This window comes from Acidithrix sp. C25 (assembly GCF_904848545.2).
This window is the reverse complement of sequence record NZ_CAJHCI020000002.1, coordinates 501,318-521,612: the sequence shown is the minus strand read 5'-3', so window position 1 is coordinate 521,612 and position 20,295 is coordinate 501,318. Positions and strand designations below refer to the sequence as shown.

Annotated in this window: 17 protein-coding genes; 13 read left to right on the top strand and 4 right to left on the bottom strand. The window is 47.3% G+C overall.

The window, feature by feature from the left end:
- Positions 1–467: 467 nt before the first annotated feature.
- From ACIDITHRIX25_RS95440 to ACIDITHRIX25_RS95410, 7 genes are all read left to right on the top strand, one after another.
- Positions 468–647 (top strand): helix-turn-helix domain-containing protein, encoded by a 180-nt coding sequence (locus ACIDITHRIX25_RS95440; protein ID WP_052605963.1) that lies wholly within the window; start codon positions 468–470, stop codon positions 645–647.
- A complete protein-coding gene (gene pilM, locus ACIDITHRIX25_RS95435; protein ID WP_201733179.1) occupies positions 644–2,557 on the top strand; it encodes a pilus assembly protein PilM in 1,914 nt (637 codons plus the stop codon). Before ACIDITHRIX25_RS95440 ends, pilM begins: the two co-directional genes overlap by 4 nt.
- Positions 2,557–3,282, top strand: a complete 726-nt coding sequence (locus ACIDITHRIX25_RS95430) for a type IV pilus inner membrane component PilO (protein WP_201733178.1) — start codon at positions 2,557–2,559, stop codon at positions 3,280–3,282. Before pilM ends, ACIDITHRIX25_RS95430 begins: the two co-directional genes overlap by 1 nt.
- Before the next feature lie 13 nt (positions 3,283–3,295).
- The gene (locus ACIDITHRIX25_RS95425) at positions 3,296–3,913 is read left to right on the top strand and encodes a hypothetical protein (protein WP_052605966.1); all 618 of its coding nucleotides are present in this window, start codon (positions 3,296–3,298) and stop codon (positions 3,911–3,913) included.
- A gap of 110 nt (positions 3,914–4,023) precedes the next feature.
- Complete coding sequence (gene aroC, locus ACIDITHRIX25_RS95420) at positions 4,024–5,211, top strand: chorismate synthase (protein WP_052606007.1); 1,188 nt, start codon at positions 4,024–4,026, stop codon at positions 5,209–5,211.
- A gap of 350 nt (positions 5,212–5,561) precedes the next feature.
- Positions 5,562–6,599: a 3-dehydroquinate synthase gene (locus ACIDITHRIX25_RS95415; protein ID WP_052605967.1), complete on the top strand. Its 1,038-nt coding sequence runs from the start codon at positions 5,562–5,564 to the stop codon at positions 6,597–6,599.
- A gap of 533 nt (positions 6,600–7,132) precedes the next feature.
- Positions 7,133–7,771, top strand: a complete 639-nt coding sequence (locus tag ACIDITHRIX25_RS95410) for a hypothetical protein (RefSeq protein ID WP_152626047.1) — start codon at positions 7,133–7,135, stop codon at positions 7,769–7,771.
- A gap of 184 nt (positions 7,772–7,955) precedes the next feature.
- Here ACIDITHRIX25_RS95410 and nusB read toward each other — a convergent pair whose 3' ends face one another.
- The 3 genes from nusB to ACIDITHRIX25_RS95395 all read right to left on the bottom strand — a co-directional run bounded on the left by nusB (position 7,956) and on the right by ACIDITHRIX25_RS95395 (position 10,329).
- Positions 7,956–8,432, bottom strand: coding sequence for a transcription antitermination factor NusB (gene nusB, locus ACIDITHRIX25_RS95405; RefSeq protein ID WP_052605969.1), 477 nt, complete (start codon positions 8,430–8,432; stop codon positions 7,956–7,958).
- Entirely contained in the window at positions 8,429–8,995 is a 567-nt protein-coding gene (efp, locus tag ACIDITHRIX25_RS95400; RefSeq protein WP_052605970.1) for an elongation factor P, read from the bottom strand. Before efp ends, nusB begins: the two co-directional genes overlap by 4 nt.
- Positions 8,996–9,222: 227 nt before the next feature.
- Positions 9,223–10,329, bottom strand: a complete 1,107-nt coding sequence (locus tag ACIDITHRIX25_RS95395) for a M24 family metallopeptidase (protein ID WP_201733177.1) — start codon at positions 10,327–10,329, stop codon at positions 9,223–9,225.
- 248 nt (positions 10,330–10,577) lie between these two features.
- Here ACIDITHRIX25_RS95395 and ACIDITHRIX25_RS95390 point away from each other — a divergent pair, with 248 nt between their 5' ends.
- The 6 genes from ACIDITHRIX25_RS95390 to ACIDITHRIX25_RS95365 all read left to right on the top strand — a co-directional run bounded on the left by ACIDITHRIX25_RS95390 (position 10,578) and on the right by ACIDITHRIX25_RS95365 (position 17,320).
- Positions 10,578–11,483 (top strand): heme o synthase, encoded by a 906-nt coding sequence (locus ACIDITHRIX25_RS95390; RefSeq protein WP_052605972.1) that lies wholly within the window; start codon positions 10,578–10,580, stop codon positions 11,481–11,483.
- A 52-nt stretch (positions 11,484–11,535) separates the two neighbouring features.
- Positions 11,536–12,093: a TlpA family protein disulfide reductase gene (locus tag ACIDITHRIX25_RS95385; RefSeq protein ID WP_160291838.1), complete on the top strand. Its 558-nt coding sequence runs from the start codon at positions 11,536–11,538 to the stop codon at positions 12,091–12,093.
- Between the two features lie 955 nt (positions 12,094–13,048).
- On the top strand, positions 13,049–13,726 hold the full coding sequence (locus tag ACIDITHRIX25_RS95380) for a hypothetical protein (protein WP_201733176.1): 678 nt from the start codon (positions 13,049–13,051) through the stop codon (positions 13,724–13,726).
- Positions 13,727–13,729: 3 nt separating this feature from the next.
- Positions 13,730–14,644: a cytochrome c oxidase subunit II gene (locus ACIDITHRIX25_RS95375; RefSeq protein WP_052605975.1), complete on the top strand. Its 915-nt coding sequence runs from the start codon at positions 13,730–13,732 to the stop codon at positions 14,642–14,644.
- A gap of 85 nt (positions 14,645–14,729) precedes the next feature.
- Entirely contained in the window at positions 14,730–16,676 is a 1,947-nt protein-coding gene (locus ACIDITHRIX25_RS95370; protein WP_201733175.1) for a cytochrome c oxidase subunit I, read from the top strand.
- Complete coding sequence (locus tag ACIDITHRIX25_RS95365; RefSeq protein ID WP_201733174.1) at positions 16,673–17,320, top strand: cytochrome c oxidase subunit 3 family protein; 648 nt, start codon at positions 16,673–16,675, stop codon at positions 17,318–17,320. Before ACIDITHRIX25_RS95370 ends, ACIDITHRIX25_RS95365 begins: the two co-directional genes overlap by 4 nt.
- A 1,350-nt stretch (positions 17,321–18,670) precedes the next feature.
- Here ACIDITHRIX25_RS95365 and ACIDITHRIX25_RS95360 read toward each other — a convergent pair.
- On the bottom strand, positions 18,671–20,182 hold the full coding sequence (locus tag ACIDITHRIX25_RS95360; protein ID WP_201733173.1) for an LCP family protein: 1,512 nt from the start codon (positions 20,180–20,182) through the stop codon (positions 18,671–18,673).
- Positions 20,183–20,295: the final 113 nt, after the last annotated feature.

The window sequence follows — 20,295 nt, the reverse complement described above, 5'->3', positions numbered from 1 at the left end:
TCAATATCGAAGAGTAAAATGTAACTTTTATGATGAATATTTCGTTAGTATGGCCTAATTCGATAGCTCATCGGCCCATGGTATTTTGGATGGCTTAGACTATACGATTTGTTCTAGCTGGCTTTATTCGTTAGTGACTCATGGTGACGTCGACCTTGGGTCGATCTCTATTTCTGATTTAATTGGATCAATTTATTTCGGATAGATTCTTCAAAGATGCTCTAGAGCGACAATTTTTATAAACTAAATTACATTGATGTAATTATACATCGGTAATTATTTTTCTGTAATTTCATCATTAATCGTCAACTTGGGCAAGATGTTGCCGATATTCTTATTGTTGTCAATGTTGAAGATGTTGAATAAGTAGATGATGCGGCGGAAGTTGGGACACTGCATGACATTGCGTTATGGTGACTATTTCTTGAATGTTGATTCGTTAGTTTTGCCCTAAGAGGGGTGCCTTAATGTTTGAAGACGAATTGATGCGAGTACGCGAAGTCGCGGACGTGATGAAGGTGTCCACTACGACCGTCTATCGGTTGATAGCGACGTCGGAGTTGCCAGCTACACGGGTTGGAAAGGCTTGGCGGATCCGTAGGGGAGATGTCGAGAGCTATCTCAAGCGCGGAGGATATATCAGTTGAAACGAGTTGCTGGTGTTGACATTGGCTCTTTTGCTATCAAAGCTGTAGAGATCGAATACGACAGCAAGAGCCTGCCAAGGATTTCCAATTTTGGCCTTGTGACTCTTCCTAACGGTGCGGTAGTAGGTGGAGAGATTCGCGATGCAGCAGCGGTAACTGCTTCGATCAAGAGACTTTGGAACCAGGGTAAATTTAGCTCTACCGAAGTCGTCGTAGGTGCATCGGGATCACGCGTATTTATTCGCGATTTAGAGCTGCCCAAGATGACAGAGCAAGAGTTAAAAGGGGCCATGACGATCGAGGCAGCACAGTTTTTGCCTGGTGATATCAACGAATATCGAGTCGACTATGAGTCCAATTTTCAGATGAAGCGGGTCCCCCGAGGTAACTTGGACTATATGCACTTGGTCGCCGGCGATGTGGAGGTGCTTTCTGAATACGAAGTTGCAGTTGCAGCGGCAAATCTGCGGTTGGCGGCTATCGATTCATCATTCATAGCACTCTTTCGCACGGTGAGCCTTCTAGATGAGATTGCCTCAGGTAGCTCTGTTTCAGAACTGTTGAAATCCTCGAGCAAAGTGGTTCGCTTTCCAAAGATCAATAGGGTCAAGGCGGACAAAGGCGATAGTTCACTCGAAGCAAATGACTCCTCGAACCTTGATTCCACCGGTGATTCCACAGATCTTTTAGATGCTCTTGCGGATCCAATGCGGGGTCGGTCGAGCCAGGTGATCGTAATCGTAGTTGTTGGGGCGGATAAGGTGAGCGTTGGTATCGCCGAAGATGGGATGCTGACTGTCGCGAGATCGTTGGACGACATAGGCGGGGATCTTGTTACTAAATCGATAGCTCGAGAGTTTTCGGTGGATTTGGCAACAGCTGAGGCGATCAAGAGATCCCTGGGAGCATTTTCTGATGTAAATGAAGAGATTGATGCCGATATTGACCCGAAGCGTCTTCGTACGGTTGTTCGCAACGGCATTGATGAGATCACTGAAGCCATAACCACAACACTTAGCTCTTACCTATTTCAGAGAGAAGAGGATGCTAACGTCCGTGTCTTGGTAGGAGGGGGAGGATCTCTAACTGCTGGCTTTTACGAGGCGCTTCGCCAAAGCTTGTCTCCAGAGATTGAATTGGCCCGATTGGATATGTTCGAGTCGATTGAACTCGATGTACCTGACCTCTCGAGCGCCGACAAAGATCGAATAGCCAGTGTAATGCCTGAAGCATTGGCGCTGGCGCTTAGTCGTTGGATCGGTTCAGGTCCGAGACACGTCGTAAACCTTCTAAGTGGTGATGCGGCCCTACAGCGCCAAATTAGAAGTGCGAGCCTATATTCTGGTGCTGCAGTAGTGGTGATAATCGCTGGACTCGCCGGCCTCTATCTCCTTCATAATAATGAATTGACAAATATCAACTCCCAGATATCTCAGTCTGACCTTCAGATAACTCTTGATGCGGCACAGATAGCTCAATTGAGTCCGGTTGCAGGGGTGAGGACGACCCTAACGAATGCAGAAAATCAAGTTCGAGCCGTCCTTACCAATGATGTGAATTGGTCGGTTCTGATTACGAAGCTGAATTCCGCGACTCCTAATGACGTGTGGTGGACCAATTTTTCGGGGATATCCTCGAGTGGATCCGGGCCTGCTACAGTTAGCTTTGGCGCTATGGGGTGTTCTCAACAGTCGCCTTCTCACTGGATCAATGGTATCGGGAGCCTCTCTAGCATCCTTGATCCTTGGGTATCGTCTTCCACGACAGATTCAGGTAAATCATGTACAAATGCTCCAGTTGTAAATGGAGCGAGTGCAAATATCGTCACCTTTAGCTCGACTGCGACATTGGCACCGAATCCTACGCCTAGTCGCTTTCAGTCCTATCTCATTGGTGGGGGGATCTCATAATGATGAAAAACGAAAAGAGTAGGCGCATCGTCATTGTCGCAACCCTGGTTGGGCTGATCTTGATAGTAAGCTTCTACTTTTTGATATGGCAACCTAAAAGTAAAGCTATTGAGGCGGCTAATGTAACACTCTTATCGAATCAATCGCAGCTATCTTCGATGCAGAGCCAGATCTCGACCTTGAAGGCATTCAAAAAGGAACTCCCAGCTGCGCAAAACGAATTGAAAACTCTCGCATTGGCGATTCCGGTCTACCCCGATTTAGCAAATTTTCTTCTTTCTTTGAATACGATATCGGAGATGAGCGGTATTACCTTTATGTCGGTAACGCCATCGCAGCCTCAAGCGAGTGCTTCGACTCAAGGTTCCACATCCCAAGGGGCCGCCAATTTGCCAGCGGTGACAGCGGGAATTCAGATTCAGGGTGGTTACTTTCAGGTTCTTGACTTTCTGAACCGCCTAAATCAACTCTCGCGCTTAGTAATAGTGAATTCGGTAAACCTCTCAGCGACAGGGGGTTCTGGCGGTAGCTCTACGGCTTCTCCGTCTCAATCGGCGGGGGCTGAGCTTTCAGCAAATATCAGAATCACGATCTATTCCCAGCAAATACCACCTGGAGTTCCGGGACAGGCGTCAACATCCTCTGGTGCAACCATAAAGGTGGCGCCCCCAACTAGTCCTAGCGTTTCGTCGGGTACCTCGACTACGACCAGCGCTGTCGGATAGCCAAGGAGGCAAAATGGCTAACCCTATAGAAGATCTGTTATCGAAACTTAAAGGAGGCGGCGCTTCGAGTCGTCGAACTTTGCTCATCGGGGCTTTGGCTCTAGTGGTCATATTGATTGGGGTTGGTGGTTATCTTTACGTAAAGGGTAACGCGTCATCTTCGCCAAGTACCTTATCCACTCCATCTCTTCCGACGGTGACATCATCAACTACCACTTCAACCACCTTGCCAGGCGTGACCACGACAATTTTGAACTACGGAAACAAAGATCCATTTGTTCCTTTGGTTGCTAGCACGACAACGACCGCCGCATCGTCGCCTACCACTTCGGCTACAGGATCTACAACCACATTGGCGGGAGGTTCCACCTCTACGACGTTGGTGTCATTGACGACGACAACGACGGGGTCGCCTAGCCAAATTGCATTGATATCGGTGTCGCCGGTTGGACAACCCGCTGTAGCTCAAGTCTCTGTGAACGGGACAGTATATTCAGGGATCACCCCCGGCCAAACTGTTGGCGTAAGCTACGTGTTGACTTCGATAGATCAAACGACGGGTTGTGCTACCTTTAGCAATGGTGGAGCAAATCCATTCGAGCTTTGTCTCAACCAAGCGATAGTTAAATAATAGGCAAATAAGAGCTGTGGCGACTTCTCTAGATGAACCTTGAAGTCGCTCGTCGGCGATATCCGCTAAGAGGAAATACCTTTGGCGCCAGACAAGCTAGATTGTTGACCATGATTCGATTTCTAACTGCAGGTGAGTCCCATGGACAGGGTTTGGTGGTTGTGCTTGAAGGTGTTCCTGCGGGCCTTGCGATAAGTGAAGCAGAGATTCAAGGCGAGCTTGGAAGAAGGCGCTTGGGTTTTGGCCGTGGTCCTCGAATGCGTTTTGAAAAAGACGAGTTGACGCTTCTTGGTGGAATTCGACATGGACGTACCCTTGGTTCTCCGATAGCCATTGAGATCCACAACAGTGAATGGCCCAAATGGCAAGAGGAGATGTCTCCAAGCCTTGGAGCGACTACGAAGCCGCTTTCTACGCCAAGACCCGGTCACGCAGATTTGACTGGTATGCTCAAGTACGGCTTTGACGACGCTCGCGACGTGCTGGAACGTGCTAGTGCTCGCGAGACGGCTGCGAGGGTCGTTGCTGGTGCTATAGCTAAGAAAATGTTGGCTGAGATTGGCGTAAGCATCCTATCTCATGTAATTTCTCTGGGCCAAGTATCGCTTTTAGTTGAAGAACTTCCACAACCCAAGGATTTAGCCGAGATCGACGCCTCGGAGATCAGGTGTTTTGATAGGTCTAAAGAAGAGCTTATGATCGCAGAGATCAAAGCTGCCGCCAAAGTAGGAGATTCTTTGGGCGGTGCCGCTCAGGTTGTAGCATGGGGTGTTCCCGTTGGTCTTGGCTCTCATGTGCATTGGGATAGACGAATTGATGGATTGCTAGCCCATGCGCTAATGAGCATTCAGGCGATAAAAGCCGTCGAAATCGGAGATGGAATCGAGGTCTCCTCCAAACTGGGCTCCCAAGCCCATGACGCTGTTTTTTGGGATAGTCAAGAGAATTCATACTACCGAACTACCGATCGCGCTGGCGGTGTCGAAGGTGGCATGACCACTGGAGCACCTTTGATCATGACTGCTTATATGAAGCCTCTCGCAACCCTGAATCGTCCGGTTTTAGAGACTGTCGATGTGGCCACCAAGCAAGCCACGGTCTCTTTCAAGGAACGAACTGACGTCACGGCAGTCCCTGCAATGGGCGTAGTAGCTGAGACGATGGTCGCATTGGTCTTGCTCGATGAGGCAGTGCGAAAGTTTGGTGGAGACTCGGTCTCAGAGTTTGTGCGAAACTATAGCAGCTATGTCCAGGCGTTAGGGAATACTGATTCCAAGTCTCAAGGAACTCATCTGTAATAGATGAGCCTTTGGTCGTAGCTTTGAGGCAGTGCCAACCTAATGTAGGTTTAATCCGTCGATTTCGACACTAACTTCTTCGACTTGGTTGGCAGCGATCGCCAAGGTGCGCCTTGGATCTCTAAGCATTCAATCTAAAAAGGTTCAATGAGATGTGCGAGGTTGCAATTTGATTTGAAGCGGTAGCTATGGTTGGCGGGATTCTATTTACATTCACCTTGTTATATTCACCTTGTTACATTCATCATGGGGCGTCTGGCGAGTGTGAACTTGAGCGGCTTAGTTGATCGTTCCGGGTGGCACTTTGACAGCGTGATTTAACAATATCTGTATGGGGAGTATTTTTACACATGAGAGAGACGTACCTCAATCTAGGTGACGATCGTGGCTATCCTATCTTGGTTGGCAACGATCTGTTGGATGAATGGTGGAAGTACTTACCGGAAGACGTTTCCAAGGTAGTAATACTTAGGCAACCTAATATTCCGATGATTCCTGATCCGCCAAATATTGCGTCTTCTACATTTGTCATTGAAGATGGAGAGAATGCAAAGCGGATATCCACTGTCGAGAGGCTACTTGAGGAGATAGCTGCCTTTGGCCTAAGTAGACGAGATTGCATAGTAAACGTAGGTGGTGGAGTCGTGAGTGACCTAGGCGGGTTTGTGGCCTCGATCTACTTTAGAGGTATTCGCTATATAAATATCTCCACTACTCTCCTGGGTCAAATAGATGCTGCAATTGGAGGAAAGACCGGAGTGAACCTTTCAGCTGGAAAGAATCTAGCTGGTAGTTTTTGGCACCCGTCCTCGGTGATCTGTGACGTTTCGACGCTGAAGTCGTTACCTGAGCGTGAATTTCGTTCAGGTTTGGGCGAGATGGCAAAGTATGAATTTTTAGGTGCTGGCAATCTAGATGTTGATGACCTAGAGGCTTCCATCTCGCAGTGCGTCAAGATTAAGGCCGACGTAGTCTCTTTCGATGAGCGTGAAGGTGGTAGAAGGGCCCTCTTGAATTATGGCCACACTATGGCCCATGGCCTAGAGGCGCTCTCCCTGGCGGGGAAGATCTCTCCGTTGATGCATGGCGAAGCGGTAGGAATTGGTCTAATCTTCGCTGGGCACCTAAGTCATATAATGGGTCGAATCTCTTCGGAGATGCTTGATCGTCACTATGAGATAGTCTCTCGCTTTGAACTTTCTACCTCGATTCCAGACAGCGTCGACTTTGACGATGTCATTGGATATCTCGCTCGCGATAAAAAGGCCTATGGTTCGCTAACTTTCGTCTTAATGAATCAAACTGGAGAACTAGAGGTTGTAAATGGCATCCCATCGCAATTGATTGAATCGGCAATTGCCTCTATGGGGTCATATCATCGCAATTGATTGGGTTTTAGATTCAAATTGATTAGTTGATTGACTTAGGCCCTAGCTGCGTGGTCGTACGGGTGGTTTTTACGAGCCGACCAATGTGGCAGATGAGATTCATTGAAGATGACCTAATCGTTTGCGAGATTGCCGTTTGCTAGGCGGCTTTTGGAAAGGTGTATTCCTATGTGTATTTCAAGTGCCGATCGATCGCAGTTGCTGCTTTGGTAATTCGCTAACACCTAATGGCAGTGGTGGCCGATGTGGGTTTTGGATAATTTGTGGCGTGAATATCGGGTTTTGATCGAGACGACCTGTGCTAGTTTCCTGAAACGCCAAGGCGACCCAGGAAATCTTGTCTAATCTAGTGTGGCTGCCTTCGCGAGGTCATGGGATCCACTAAGTTGGTGACTTCGATTACTATGGGTACGAACTTAAAAAAGATATGAGCAAGTGACCCCAGTTTCCACGCTCGGAAACTGGATAGACAAGAGACATCGATGCTTCGGCTGATTTTAGTCGATCTGCAAGATGGTTTTAAAGGGGTAAAATTGAAGGCAAGTCCAACGGTATTTGAGCCAGGTACGAAACCATGGTACCGAAGAACTTGGGCCATTGCGACTATTGCCATTTTGGCAATCGCGATAGTTGTTGTATCAGACTATCCAAGGTCTGCAACCAAGGCAGATAGGTCTAGTCAGTATCAGATACTTCAAACTACGATGTGGGGCCAGATCCAGTCGTGTAACGCCTCGTTGGCCGACTCGATTATCGCTGTTACTGCGATAATCAACAAGACCAGCAATCAGCTCTCAACTGCCAAGGCGATTGTAAGCAATGCGGAGCCAAACTGTTCGCCGATCGGCAACTCGGATCTGCTTGATCTAGCGTCGACGAGCATACCTAATATTCTGCAAAATTACCATATCAACGTGATAGTAAATTCACTTGGAAGTTGGGCATTCCCAGATGCTGCTCAAATCCTGATCGACTTTAAGGGTATCTTGGTAAATCCTAAAAACACAGCCTTGCTTGCGGATATCGTTAGCCACCAAAAGGCAATGGATCGCCTTGCCGCCAAGGCTCAAGCGACCATGAACCTCGATGCAAAGGAGCTGGGAGTCGCACCAAAGACTCTCGGATTGACCACTATAAAGAACTATCCGTCAGCACTTGTCTCGGTTTCCTAACTTCCATAGTAAAAGTCGTGATTACTAGGTATTGAACCAATAATGACTAGGTGGCCACAGTGTAAAAACAGCCGCCACAGTGTAAAAACAGCCACCACCTCTGATTGAGGTGGTGGCTGTTTTTTTTTGCCTTTTTTGGAAAGGCTAGATTTTGTCTATTGATATCTACTCGATCGATATCTACTCAATCGATATTTTGGATTGGGTTTGGCTCAAGGTACTGCTTGGCTATATTGGCCAAGATTCCATTTATGAATTTGACCGACTTTGGATCGGCGATAAGTTTGGTTAATTCAACGGCTTCGTTTATGACTACTGCCTTGTTGTTTCTGCCATCGAGAAGTTCAAATATGGCAATCTCTAAGATGCATACCTCAACTAGTGGGAGTCTATCAAATTGCCAATTGGATGAGAGGCGATCGATGATTGCATCAATCGATTGGGCCTCTGCGTCGACACCATCTACAAGATATGCCGTTAGGTCATCAAGCGAGCTCCGCCCTTGCTCTTCGGCGACACTCTTTGGGGTGATCTCTTTGATCTTTGCTTCGTAGATAATCGAAACAGCTCTTTGGCGAGCCTCCCGCCGCGCAAGGCCGACCGATAGGTCGTTAACGCCCTTCTTGGCGGGCGACGATCCAGAACCAGTGGTTTTGCTCATGCTCTGGATATGTATTCACCAGTACGGGTATCGACTGTGATTTTCTCACCTTGCTCGATGAATAGTGGCACCTGGAGAACGAATCCCGTCTCAAGGGTGGCTGGCTTGCGCGCGCCAGAGACTCGATCACCTTGAATTCCAGGTTCAGTATTTGTTACTGTCAGGTTAGCTGAAGCTGACAGTTCAACTCCAACCACTACTTCTTGGTACGAAGACACCGATGCGGTGTCACCTTCTTTTATAAAGCTTGCGGCACTTCCAAGTTCGTCTGGACTTACCGAGATCTGATCGTAGGATGAATTATCCATAAAGACGTAGCTTTCACCATCTCGATAAAGGTATTGCATATCGTGCTTTTCAATTATCGCTTGGTCTACCTTCTCGTCTCCACGGTAGGTTCTATCGATAACAGCCTTTGTCTTTAGGTTCTTAAGTTTCGTCCTTACGAATGCACCGCCCTTACCGGGCTTTACGTGTTGAAATTCTACGATTGCGAAAAGACCATCAGGGAGGTCTAAGGTCATGCCATTTTTAAAGTCGTTAGATGACGTGGGTACGCCCATATTAGCTCCGTTGGTAGTCGGCAAAGTTTTGCCTGAAGTCAAAGATCTCTGAAATATTCCTATTCAAGCTTAGCTGAGCATCAGTTGTTGTTCGGCTAGGCGACTTTGGCGACTTCGCCAATGTGGTTTATCTTCCACTGGGTCGATGAACCGATGTCCCTGACGAAGCCAAAATGAAGCAGTTAGAGATCCTTTATTAGGAACCTTAATTCGGGTTTTCGAGTCAGTTATTTGGTCAGGTTGGTTAGTAACCTCGCACCTTGGTCTGTGATAACGAATAGGTCTTCAATCCTTATCCCAAATTGGTTTGGGTAGTAAAGGCCTGGTTCAACCGTTACGACCATTCCTTCGCATAGTTCAGTAGTCTGGCCCTTTAGCAGCCAGGGTGCTTCGTGGATCTCTAAGCCAACGCCGTGGCCCGTGCCATGAGAGAAGTATCTTCGGGATCCCTCGTCGAAGGAGCTGCGACATCTATCGTCAATGGTGCCTGATGAAACGCCCGGCCTAAGCATTGAGATGCCTTCTTCCTGGGATAATAGAACTTTTTGATAGACCTCTTCGACCTCGTCACTAAAGCTTGTTCCGGCGGTTTTGATCGTGCGGGAGCAGTCGGAGCGATATCCTTCGAAGGTAGCGCCAAAGTCAACCACGATTGGCTCGTTCGCCATTATCGGTCGATTGGTTGGAAGTGCGTGGGGAAAGCTCGAATTGGGACCGGATGCGACAATCGTATCAAAGGCAACTCCTTCTCCTCCGTTGATTCGGATCAGATAATCGAGTCTGGCCGCCGCTTGGGCTTCTGTCGTTCCCGGTCGTAGTTCGGTCGCAAATTCCTCAAAGGCCATGGACGCAATGGTTGCGGCACGAGCTATCTTTTCAATCTCTTTGTGGTCTTTAACCTGGCGTTGACTAACCAAAAGGGAAGTGACGTCTAAAACCTCAGGTTTGGTTGCAAAGCTACTTAATACACCAAGGAAGTTGGCGTGGGAGATTCTATCGAACTCCAAAAGCAGACGTGGTTCTTTGGTGGAGTTCGATTGGATTATGCTTTGGAAGCTGTTTTCGGCCTGGTTGATAATTTGAAAGTTGATCTGCGTCGATTGCAAAAGGTCCGATAAATTTGAACGAGCTTGATCTAGGTACCGTCCGTCTGTCACCAGATTGACTTCGACGGTCTCCTGGTCTGATTTGGTTATAAGAATTGTCGCATTCGAGGAGGCAAAGGCGGTGAAGTAGTAGACAGTCGTCGGTTCTGTGGATAGAAATATGAACGGTTCTTGGGTCTTGGAAAGTGCAAGTTCAACGAAGCGCAAAATTCTTGAAATGGACATCATTGAGTCACAATAGTAGCTTGTTTGGTGGATTTTTGCGATCTCGGAATGTCTTGTTATGGTGTGGCTGTTGAGGGTGGAGAGATAATGAGGTGACCTTTCCTTGAGAAGCCACCTTTATTGTCGACCAAGAGATGTGGGCGAATCGACATGACACTCACTATCATCTAAAAATCAAGTAAGTTTTTTATGTGGATTTGGTTAGGGTATAAAGTCCTAACTTTTGCGGCAGAAGCGAGTAACCAAAAACGATGAATTCCATCCCTGTTGCCCTAAAGACCGGTTCCGGATTTAAGACGGTTCGGGCATATGTAGTATTGATGAAGCCGCGCATTATCGAGTTGCTTTTGACCACAACTCTCCCAGCTATGGTTGTAGCACAGCGTGGACTACCATCAATAAGTCGAGTTTTGATAACGCTTCTCGGAGGAACTTTAAGCGCTGGCGGTGCAAATGCAGCCAATATGTGGTTTGATCGAGATATAGATGCCTTGATGAAGCGTACAAAGCAGCGTCCTCTTGTAACCGGCGAGATCTCTCCAACGGCGGGCCTCTCGTTTGCTATTTTGGTCGAGCTGATATCGTTCATTATTTTATGGAAATATGACAACCTTCTGACGGCGTCACTCTCGCTTGCAGCAGCAGCTTTTTACTTCTTTGTCTACACAATGTGGTTAAAGAGGAGTAGCTCTCAAAATATTGTTATAGGTGGTGCTGCTGGTGCCGTTCCTGTCTTGGTTGGCTGGGCTGCAGTGCAGAATGATATAACGCTTTCCGGAGTTATGATGTTTCTGATCATATTTCTGTGGACTCCGCCACATTTTTGGGCTCTAGCCTTCCGTTACAAGGAGGACTATTCGAACGCTGGCGTTCCAATGCTGCCGTCGGTGGCTAGCTTCGAGCAGACATCTCGATCCATATTGATCTATACAGTTATCCTGGTCATCGCGACACTGGTTATGGGGCCAATCGCACACCTTGGGGTGATATATGATGTTACAGCTATAGCACTAGGAGCAGGCTTTATCTACTACGCCTTAAAGTTGCGCAGTAGTCATAGTCCCAAGGTTGCAATGCGGGTATTTAGCTATTCGATAACCTATTTGACAGTCCTATTTTTAGCAATGGGGATTGATACCCTTGTCTTCCACCACTAGCTCACCACTTGAGCCGTCAGGGTCTATGGGTGGTGACCAAAGAGGATCAAAGGTGACACCAACTCGGGTGCTCACCTTGATCGGGGTATTAGCGATTGGCCTGTTGGTGGTCTTTGCAGTTTTGAAAGCTACTAGCTCTAAAGCGTCGCTAGCTCTCTCAGCTCCTGGTTCTGGCGTGGTCACCTCCTCGCCGCTCGTTGGGCATCCGGCACCATTATTTTCGTTACCTTCTCTATCTAATGGTTCGAAATTCGTCTCTCTAAAGAGTCTTGAAGGACGACCGTTGGTGATAAATTTCTTTTCTCCCGCCTGTATTCCCTGTAGACAGGAGATGCCAACATTTGCATCTTTGGGTGGAAGATACGCTGGCAAGATTAACTTTGTTGGGGTTGATGAGACGTCGAGTTCTAGCGCCGCGCTTTCGTTCGTTAATTCCTTTCGGATTCCCTATCCTACGGTCATTGATGCAAATGGGGATTTAGTCGGACCATATTTGATTCCGGGAGTACCAGTGACAGTCTTTGTCGGATCTAATGGCGTGATCAAAGGGTACGTTGCTGGGGCAATCTCAAAGTCGACCCTCATCGCACGCACTAACGCCTTGGCCTAAGCGTCTTTAGTTAGGTGTTTTAGCTTCCTTTTGATGCTCTGGTGGTCTTTGTGGCCTTATTCGGAGTGGCTTTCGGGGCCTGTACCACGCGCAATGCAACCGAGACTGGACATGTACCGTGAAGCAGCCGGCCAAGATCTTGTATCACGCGCAAAGTGACTGCGAGGTGAGGAACAATTCGGTAGTCATTCCTCTTTTGAATCAATTTCGAACGAGGCTACCTTCAACTGGCAGATCTTTCTTCAACCTGCAGGTATCCGATGAGCTAAAGGTCTCCTTATTATGGTTGCTTGGAGCATTGGGAAGTAAGTCACAGAAGATCTCGCTTTGACCCCAGCGACGATGTTGTCCATTGGATCGAGCGGTTATTGGATCGAGCGGTTATTGGGCATTTTGGGTCATTAGCGAGTTGATCGAGTTGTCTAACCACGGCGAAGTGGTCCAAAGATTATGGAATCGTGGTCCAAAGATTTCGGCGAGATGGTCCAAAGATAGAAGAAAAGTCAAAATCTGTCTTGTCGTAACGTGACAACGCTCCATAGGTGATTTATCGTTAGCTTGATTTTGGTTAAAACATTCAACCCAAGAGTTTTATGAGGCGCATAAAAGCACTATGTAAAGCGCTGAGCCAAACCAACTCCCTTGGCCCCAAGGCAAGGGAGTTGGTTCTTTACATTGGCAGATTTGCCAATGGCGCTTGATATTTTTGTCAACTTCATTTAGAGCTGTAAATTAATAAAGCGAGATACTGTCTACTAATTTGTATCGTTATTTACACTACAGATTTGCATATACAAACTTTATTCTAAATATTCTCGAAGATGACATTCAGTTGATCCTCAGGCATAGTAAATTTTTAGACGAAGGTGAAGGAAGACACTATCGATAGGGCCATTGGTCCTATTCTCAATAGGGTCTTTTGTAGTCTTCAAAGTAGTTATAGAAAGGGGTAAGATTGTCGAAAGGAGCTCGCGCTGGCGCGCTATTAGTATCATTTGCGGCACTGCTTGGATTAATTGTCTTTGCGGTCGCAGGATATCTTAGGTCGACACCGCCGACTGTTTCAGCAACACCCTCCTCTACTCCTGGCGTCGTTAACCTTGTTATGCAGACTGATGGTGCAGTGGGCGTAGGTCCTCATCCAAACTGGGTGGGGTACTTTATCCAAGATGCCAACGGTGCTTGGCATCAGACCACTCTGATCCAGCTTCCTACACATAGCACTGTTCACGTAACGCTTTACGAATACGATTCAGGTGGAAACCTGAGAAATACCGTCTGGTCCAAAATACAAGGCACAGTCGGTAATATTGCGTATGTAAATGGAGTAGCGGAGAATATAGTAAATCCAAATTCCAATACGGGAAATGGAATAGCTCATACATTTAATGTTCCAGGCCTTGGGATCAATGTCCCGATGTATGGCGTCAGCTCAACTGCAAAGAATTTCTGTAATGCAGGTCCTTGCAACTTGAGCGAGGCTCATACCACTATTACCTTCCAATTCCACACCGGTGGCGTTGGTAGCTATAGATGGCAATGCTTTGTTCCATGTGGACTTGGTTATGTAGACGGCAATGGTGGCCCAATGCAAAACATAGGTTACATGGCCGGATTTCTGAAGGTGGTTTAGTCGATGGCTAATTTCGTTTTAGACGAATCCCGCAGCGAAGAATCCACTAAGGGCCATCTGACTAAGATCCTGGTAATTTGGGCTATCACCTCGGTTATCGGCATGGCGTTGGTTTGGTTCGTATTAGGACCTCACCTCCCGCCTGGCACGATGACCGACCAAGCCCAAGGCGCTCAGTTTGACATCAGGTTGGTGTCAACACTGGTAGTACCTGTGCTCTTTTTCGTCTGGCTCTTTTTTGGGTATTCGATTATGAAGTGGAGGGTGCGTCCGGGTGAAGACCCACTCGCTCCCGGCGCCAATATCAGCGGAAACTCTAAGGCTCAGGGCGCGTGGTATATAATCACCACCACTTTGGTCTTGGGTTTGGCTGCCTTTGGTACTTACTTTTTGGTGGTTCCAGCCGGAGCTGGAGGAGCTGAAGGTTCGAGCCCGATTTGGAGGCCTGCAACTAAGAACATTTTGCAGGTTCAAGTCATTGCACAGCAATGGCGCTTTACTTACCGATGGCCCCAATTTGGTGGCATGGAGACCACTAGTCTTGAACTTCCAAACAATACAGAGATTCAGTTCAATGTTACAAGTTTGGACGTTATTCACGACTTTTGGGCCTATGGCCTAGGGGTTAAGGCTGATGCGAACCCAGACTACAATAACATAGCTTACGCCAAGACTCAACAGACTGGAAAGTTTGTTGTTCGTTGCGACGAGCTATGTGGTATTTGGCACGGGGCTATGTATAACTACGGACATGTGGTAAGTCAAGCACAATTTCAGACATGGGCCTCCAATATGGAGACCCAAAATGCTGCTTTGACGAAACTTCTACCTAAGTATTCATTGACCTATACGCCTTCTTACTCAGGTGCTGGTGGCGGTTATTACAATACTGCAACCGACCCCAATGCGAATCTTTAGTTTGATTTGAATTGGCGGTATGTAATGTATAGCGAAAACAGCAAATATTTTGTTTTATTTTTTTTGAATTTGGAGGATTGCATTCATGGCAATTGACTTCTCGAAAGAGACCGAATCAGGTTCTTCGAGTGGCACTCCAGGTACTTCAGGTAAGGGTATCTTTAGCCCGAGCATAATAACTGGAGCCGTCGCCGGTGGCATAGGGTATCTCTTTGGCCACTGGATGGGTAATGCCATCGCCGGCGGCTATCCACAAGTTATAGGTAGTGGTCAAAATGACGTTGCTATCTGTCTTGGTTATGCTTTTGCTGTCGTTGGATGGTTTGCTGGCCTTGGGGCCCTCAACTATCCAATCAAGAAGATGCTGGGTTACGAGCCCGACTTTAGCGAACCTGAACTAAAGCCTGGATGGACGAAGTATTTTCAATATACCCAAGACCATAAGATAGTTGGAATCCAATATCTCTTTGGTATGTTGGTCTACTTCTTCACGGCTGGCCTGTTAGCTCTAGCCATTCGAACAGAACTGTTGTCGCCGACCCACCATATTTGGGGACCAAGCACCTACCTTGAAATCGTAGGTGAGCATGGAACCATGATGATGATGATGATGACTTCGGTGGTTCTTGGGCCGTTTGGTAACTTTATGATTCCTTTGATGATTGGCTCCAAGAAGGTGGCATTTCCTCGTTTAGAGGCAGCCTCGTTCTGGTTTACGCCGATCTCATATGTAATATTGTTGTCCGCATTGTGGCAGGGCGGCTTCCAATCTGGTTGGACGTCGTATGCTCCGCTCTCGATCCAACAAGGTGTGGGCCAGGATGCATATATCTTTGGATTCGGCCTGCAGGGCCTTTCAATGGTCTGTGCTTCGACGAACATTGTGGCTACGATTATCAACTATCGAGCACCAGGTATGACTTGGAATCGTTTGAATATCATGGGTTGGTCGATGCTGTCCCTTGGTTTCACAATGATTCTCTCAGTTCCAGTGCTTATTGATGGTTTGTATGTTTTGGCACTTGATCGCACTGCCCAAACTTCGATGCTCTATGGTCCCCACGGAGGTTCATCCTTCCTCTGGGAGAACTTGTTCTGGTTCTTTGGCCATCCGGAGGTCTATCTGTTGGCGATTCCAGGCTTTGGAATGGTCGCAGAGATTATTCCGGTCTTCGCGAGAAAACCGATCTTTGGTTACAAGACATCAGCCGCTGGTATGATTGGTCTGGCAGTGCTTAGCTTCTTTGTATGGCAGCACCATCTCTTCCAGAGCGGTATGAACCCGGATATGCGTCCATTGTTCATGTTGACAACAGAGCTGATCTCAATTCCTACAGGCTTTATTTACTTGGTTGGAATGGGAACTCTTTGGAAGGCTCGAATCCGCCTTACTGTGCCGATGCTCTTTATGTTGGGTGTTTACTTCAACTTCCTCTTCGGCGGACTGACTGGAGTTTACGTCTCTGACGTACCAATCAACGTAACGGTGCACGGTAGCTTCTTTGTTATGGCTCACTTCCACTACACCATCATGGGTGGGGTAATCTTCGCATTCTTTGGTGCGATCTATTACTACACTCCTTTGGTTACTGGATTCCAGCTCAACCAGAAGTGGGGTAAGATTCATTTCTGGTCGATGATGATCTCATTCAACTCGACCTTCTTGCCTTTGTTTGCGGTCGGACTCTTGGGTCAGCCGCGCCGAGTATTCGAGTATGCTCAGCGTCTTCAGACCTTGAATGATTGGGTTTCGATCTCGAGCTATGTGCTTGGGCTCTCTTTGACCTTCTTTGTCGTAACCTTCCTTTGGCAGCTTGTGGTTACTCGTACTCCTGCAGTTCGAAACCCATGGGGATCGCGCAGTCTTGAATGGCATGTGGACTCTTATCCACCGCCTCAACATAACTTCAAGACGGTACCTGTTGTAATGGCTGGACCCTATGAGTATGCTGATCTGGATGCATTGCCAATGGCTGATATAGTTGTTGAGAATGCCGATAAGGATGTAGTTCGCACGGGAGGCAAAGCATGAGTGAAATTACCGAAGATCGTCCCGTAGTGGACGAGGTGCAACTCTATCATGAGGCTGCACTAGGTTCTCACTGGTGGGGCGCGAGGATAGCTATTGGCTTGGTGATGACCCTTTTTGGTGGAATTGCCTTTGCTTATTTCTATCTACGTTCTCTGAACTCGCATGGCCTTTGGGATCCACATGGTCAGACTGCTTCGACCCTTATGGGCTCTCTTATTCTGACCTTGGTTCTTCTGAGCGCTATCTTAAATGCATATGGCAACTTTCGCCTAAAGAAGGGCTCGACAATTGACTGGCAGGTAGCCAACATTACGGCTCTTCTGGCTGGGTTGTTTGCGGCTGGTTTCCAGATTTGGGAGCTGAGTCGGTTGAACTTCTTTCCAGGTGCTTTTGGATACGCTGGCGTCTATGTTGCATTTGCTCCTGTCTATTCCGGCGTTATTATCCTGTCAATGTATTGGCTAGAGACCTTGATTGCTCGTTCGTTACGCAATGCTCGCGCACTTGCTAGCGATGGGGGAGTGGGGCTCTCGAGCTCGATGATGGCTGAGAACTTTAGATCTAATCTTGAGGGGTTTAGCTATTACTGGGCTTTCGTGGCAATCGTTTCAGTGGTATTTTTTGTCCTCTTTTACGTTCTCTAACTTGTGGTTGTGATGAATAGAGTGCCTATTCGTCACAACTCAAAGAAAGGTAGCCATGTTTACTAGTGTAGGTCCGATGAACGTGCCTGCTGGTGGTGTCCTGACAATGGTCATTCCGCTAGGCATATTTATAGGAATTCTCTTTTGGGGTTTCTTCCAAAGGAAAAGATTCAATTAGTTTTTAGTTAATAATTATGCAGGAACGGGGGTGTTGGCCATTTTGGCCGGTACCCCCGTTTTTTATTCTCTTTGGTTTTGTTCCCCTTGTCGTCTTTTTGGCGACGTATGCCAAGGTGGCTTAGGGGTGTTCCTATTAGCTTGCTATCGAACTCGTGATCTTCTTTAGTCCATCGTGTTTGGATGTAGGCTTCGGTGGATTCGGCTGGTTTTTGGGATTGATGCCATAGCGGAGTGACTAGGGGCGCATTGGGCGTGAACGCTGAGTTGGTATTTAGTCTCCTGGTGGATTTTTTTCTGTAACATTGGCTTCTTTAATTGCTACCCAGTTTTCAAGTGTCCATGGGTTGTAGTGACAAAGTTTCCCAGGATCGCTTTAGCGGACAATTTGTCGAATTAGAGATTGATGCGATTCGATAGCGGAGAGAGGCGACAGTTGCACAAGTGGATTTTTTACCCTTTTGTATTTAAATCATGTACTTTTTGTAATACAACGCGCACCTTTTGTTCAAGTGTTTTTATTCAATATGGCCTAGCACCGGTAGGTGGAGGGAGAAAATGCCACTTGGAATAGTTGATTTTTTCAATTGTGTAATTGTCTCTGAGGGTTGGATATAGGTGGTCCAAAGATTAAAGAAAAGTCACCAAGTTGCATTTTGGTCTTGGCAAGGTGCATTTTGGTCATAGCAAGGTGCCAAGGCGGTCTTCGTTAATTTTAGCTCTTGTGGGTTTCGCAAGAGCATCAGATCAGACATTGCGACCCACGCTATGACACATATCAAGATATAGACGAGATTGTGGTTTTTCCAGGGCTTCTTCTAGGGTTGGGTTAACTAACGCAATTGAGATTATTTGCTCATGATTTGGACTATTTGGTTCTTTTTTTGCTTTGATCTAAGGGTTCTTGCAAAGGTTGGTAAAGGCTGCTCTAGAGGCGAACTTGGAGAGAGGTCTCTTAGATTCGGCCGAGGCTTGTCTATTGGTTTACGAGAACCATTGCTCTAGATGAAGCGTTTTGTCGGATGGTTGTTTGATTAGATCGAGAGGGCTTTGGTTAGCTGTCGAGGTCGTATTAACGTTCTCTTTTTTTGTATGGCTCTAGCTCTCAAGCTGGTACATCTCTCTATTTTGTTGTAATTGGCAATGGTTTGGTGGGTTGTAGATTCGGTTTTTCTATCCGGCGTTGGTGGTACAGGCTCGGGGGTCCCAGGGCTGAAGCGGTGTATTAGAACTAGTTGCCGGCAGGGTGATGGGTGCTGTGGTAACTGTCGGATGGGAGTTTGCGGCTGTTGAATTTGGCGAAGGTTGTGCTTGTTGTTGAGGTGGGGCGACGCTTAGTGAGGTGCCTGTTATGACATTTATCTTTGCACCATTGGATGTCGTTCCTTGGCTTAGGACCACTGCGCCTGAGAGGCTCGCCATGACTACTTGTGCTTGGTTTAGATATCCAGGAGCATAACGCACCACCGTCTCTAGGTTTGAGCCGTAGATAGGACTATTTCCTGTTGCTAGGATCTTGTAGCCCAGGGCGCCTAAGGAGGTAGCGATGGATGAGGCTTGTTGGTATTGACCTGTTCCATTTAGCACTGCGATAGAGATGGTGCTATGTGACAGTTTTGGTACACTAAGGCCAAGATATTGGTTCATTACCGCAGCGTCTTGGGGTTGTGCTGGAAAGACCACATCTCCGTAGCTGGCACCTAGGTATTGATAGTTGTTCTCGAGGGCAATTGGGAGGGTGGCTGTTGCTACCGCGCTTGGATTAATATTTCTGAACGTTGTGGCCAGGCCAAGAAGTCCGTTGAAGGTAAAAGTACTGTCTAGCTTGAGGAAGGGGACCACTGACGAGAGGATTGAGTTGAGCTTTAGTGGGTTGGATATTCCTTTAGCTTTTACTTGTTGGGCCAGTACTCTGAGGAATTCGTGATCTCTTCGAATCCTAGAGAGGTCTCCTAGTCCATCGGGTAGGTAGTTGATCCCATTTGTTGAATAATACATTTCGCGAGAGCGCACTAAAGCTAGGGCCTGTGTGCCGTTGAGGTATTGGCACCCAGTGTGGGTTATGTTGAGACCGGTCATAGCGTCTTTTACATAATATGGAAAGTCCATATATAAGCCACCTAAAGCGTTGACAAGGGATTGAAATGTATCGAAATTCAATTCGACGTAGTGCTGGATAGGTATCCCTAGGTCTTGTTCTATTGTGCTAACGAGCACCGATGGCCCTTTGTTTAGAGCGGCATCGACGCGGTTTGATTTGGTTGAGCCGGGTATGGGCAGGAACAGATCACGAGGTAAGGATACCAAGGTGACCCTTTTGGTTGCGGGGTCGAGATGAGCGATCATAGTCACATCGCTTCTGGCGCCACCGACTTGAGCTCCTGTGCCAAAGGCGCTGGCTTGTTTGCCGTTCAAAACGCTTCTGGAGTTGTTCCCAACCAGAAGGATGTTGATTGGTTGGTTGGATATGGTTGCAGAGAGACCGCCCACTCCTACCTTTTTTATCTGTCCAAATTTGATCCTGGCATAGCCATAGACGCCTACTACCCCGAGGATTAGAACCAGAACCAAGATACCAATTGTTGCAACCAATATTCGTCGTCTGCGATAGATCTTGTGGTTTGGTAGGGCTGGCTTTGAGTCCTTTGGTTGAGGAGGTTGATAGTAAAATTGATTCTCGGGCATTTAGTTGCGTTCTTTGTTATCGATCGAATATGAGATTTGTGCAATTGGGTTGAAAGTGCAATCGCTCAAACTAGCCTATTAGGTATTAGTTGCCCGTAAAGTAAGTACTGCGA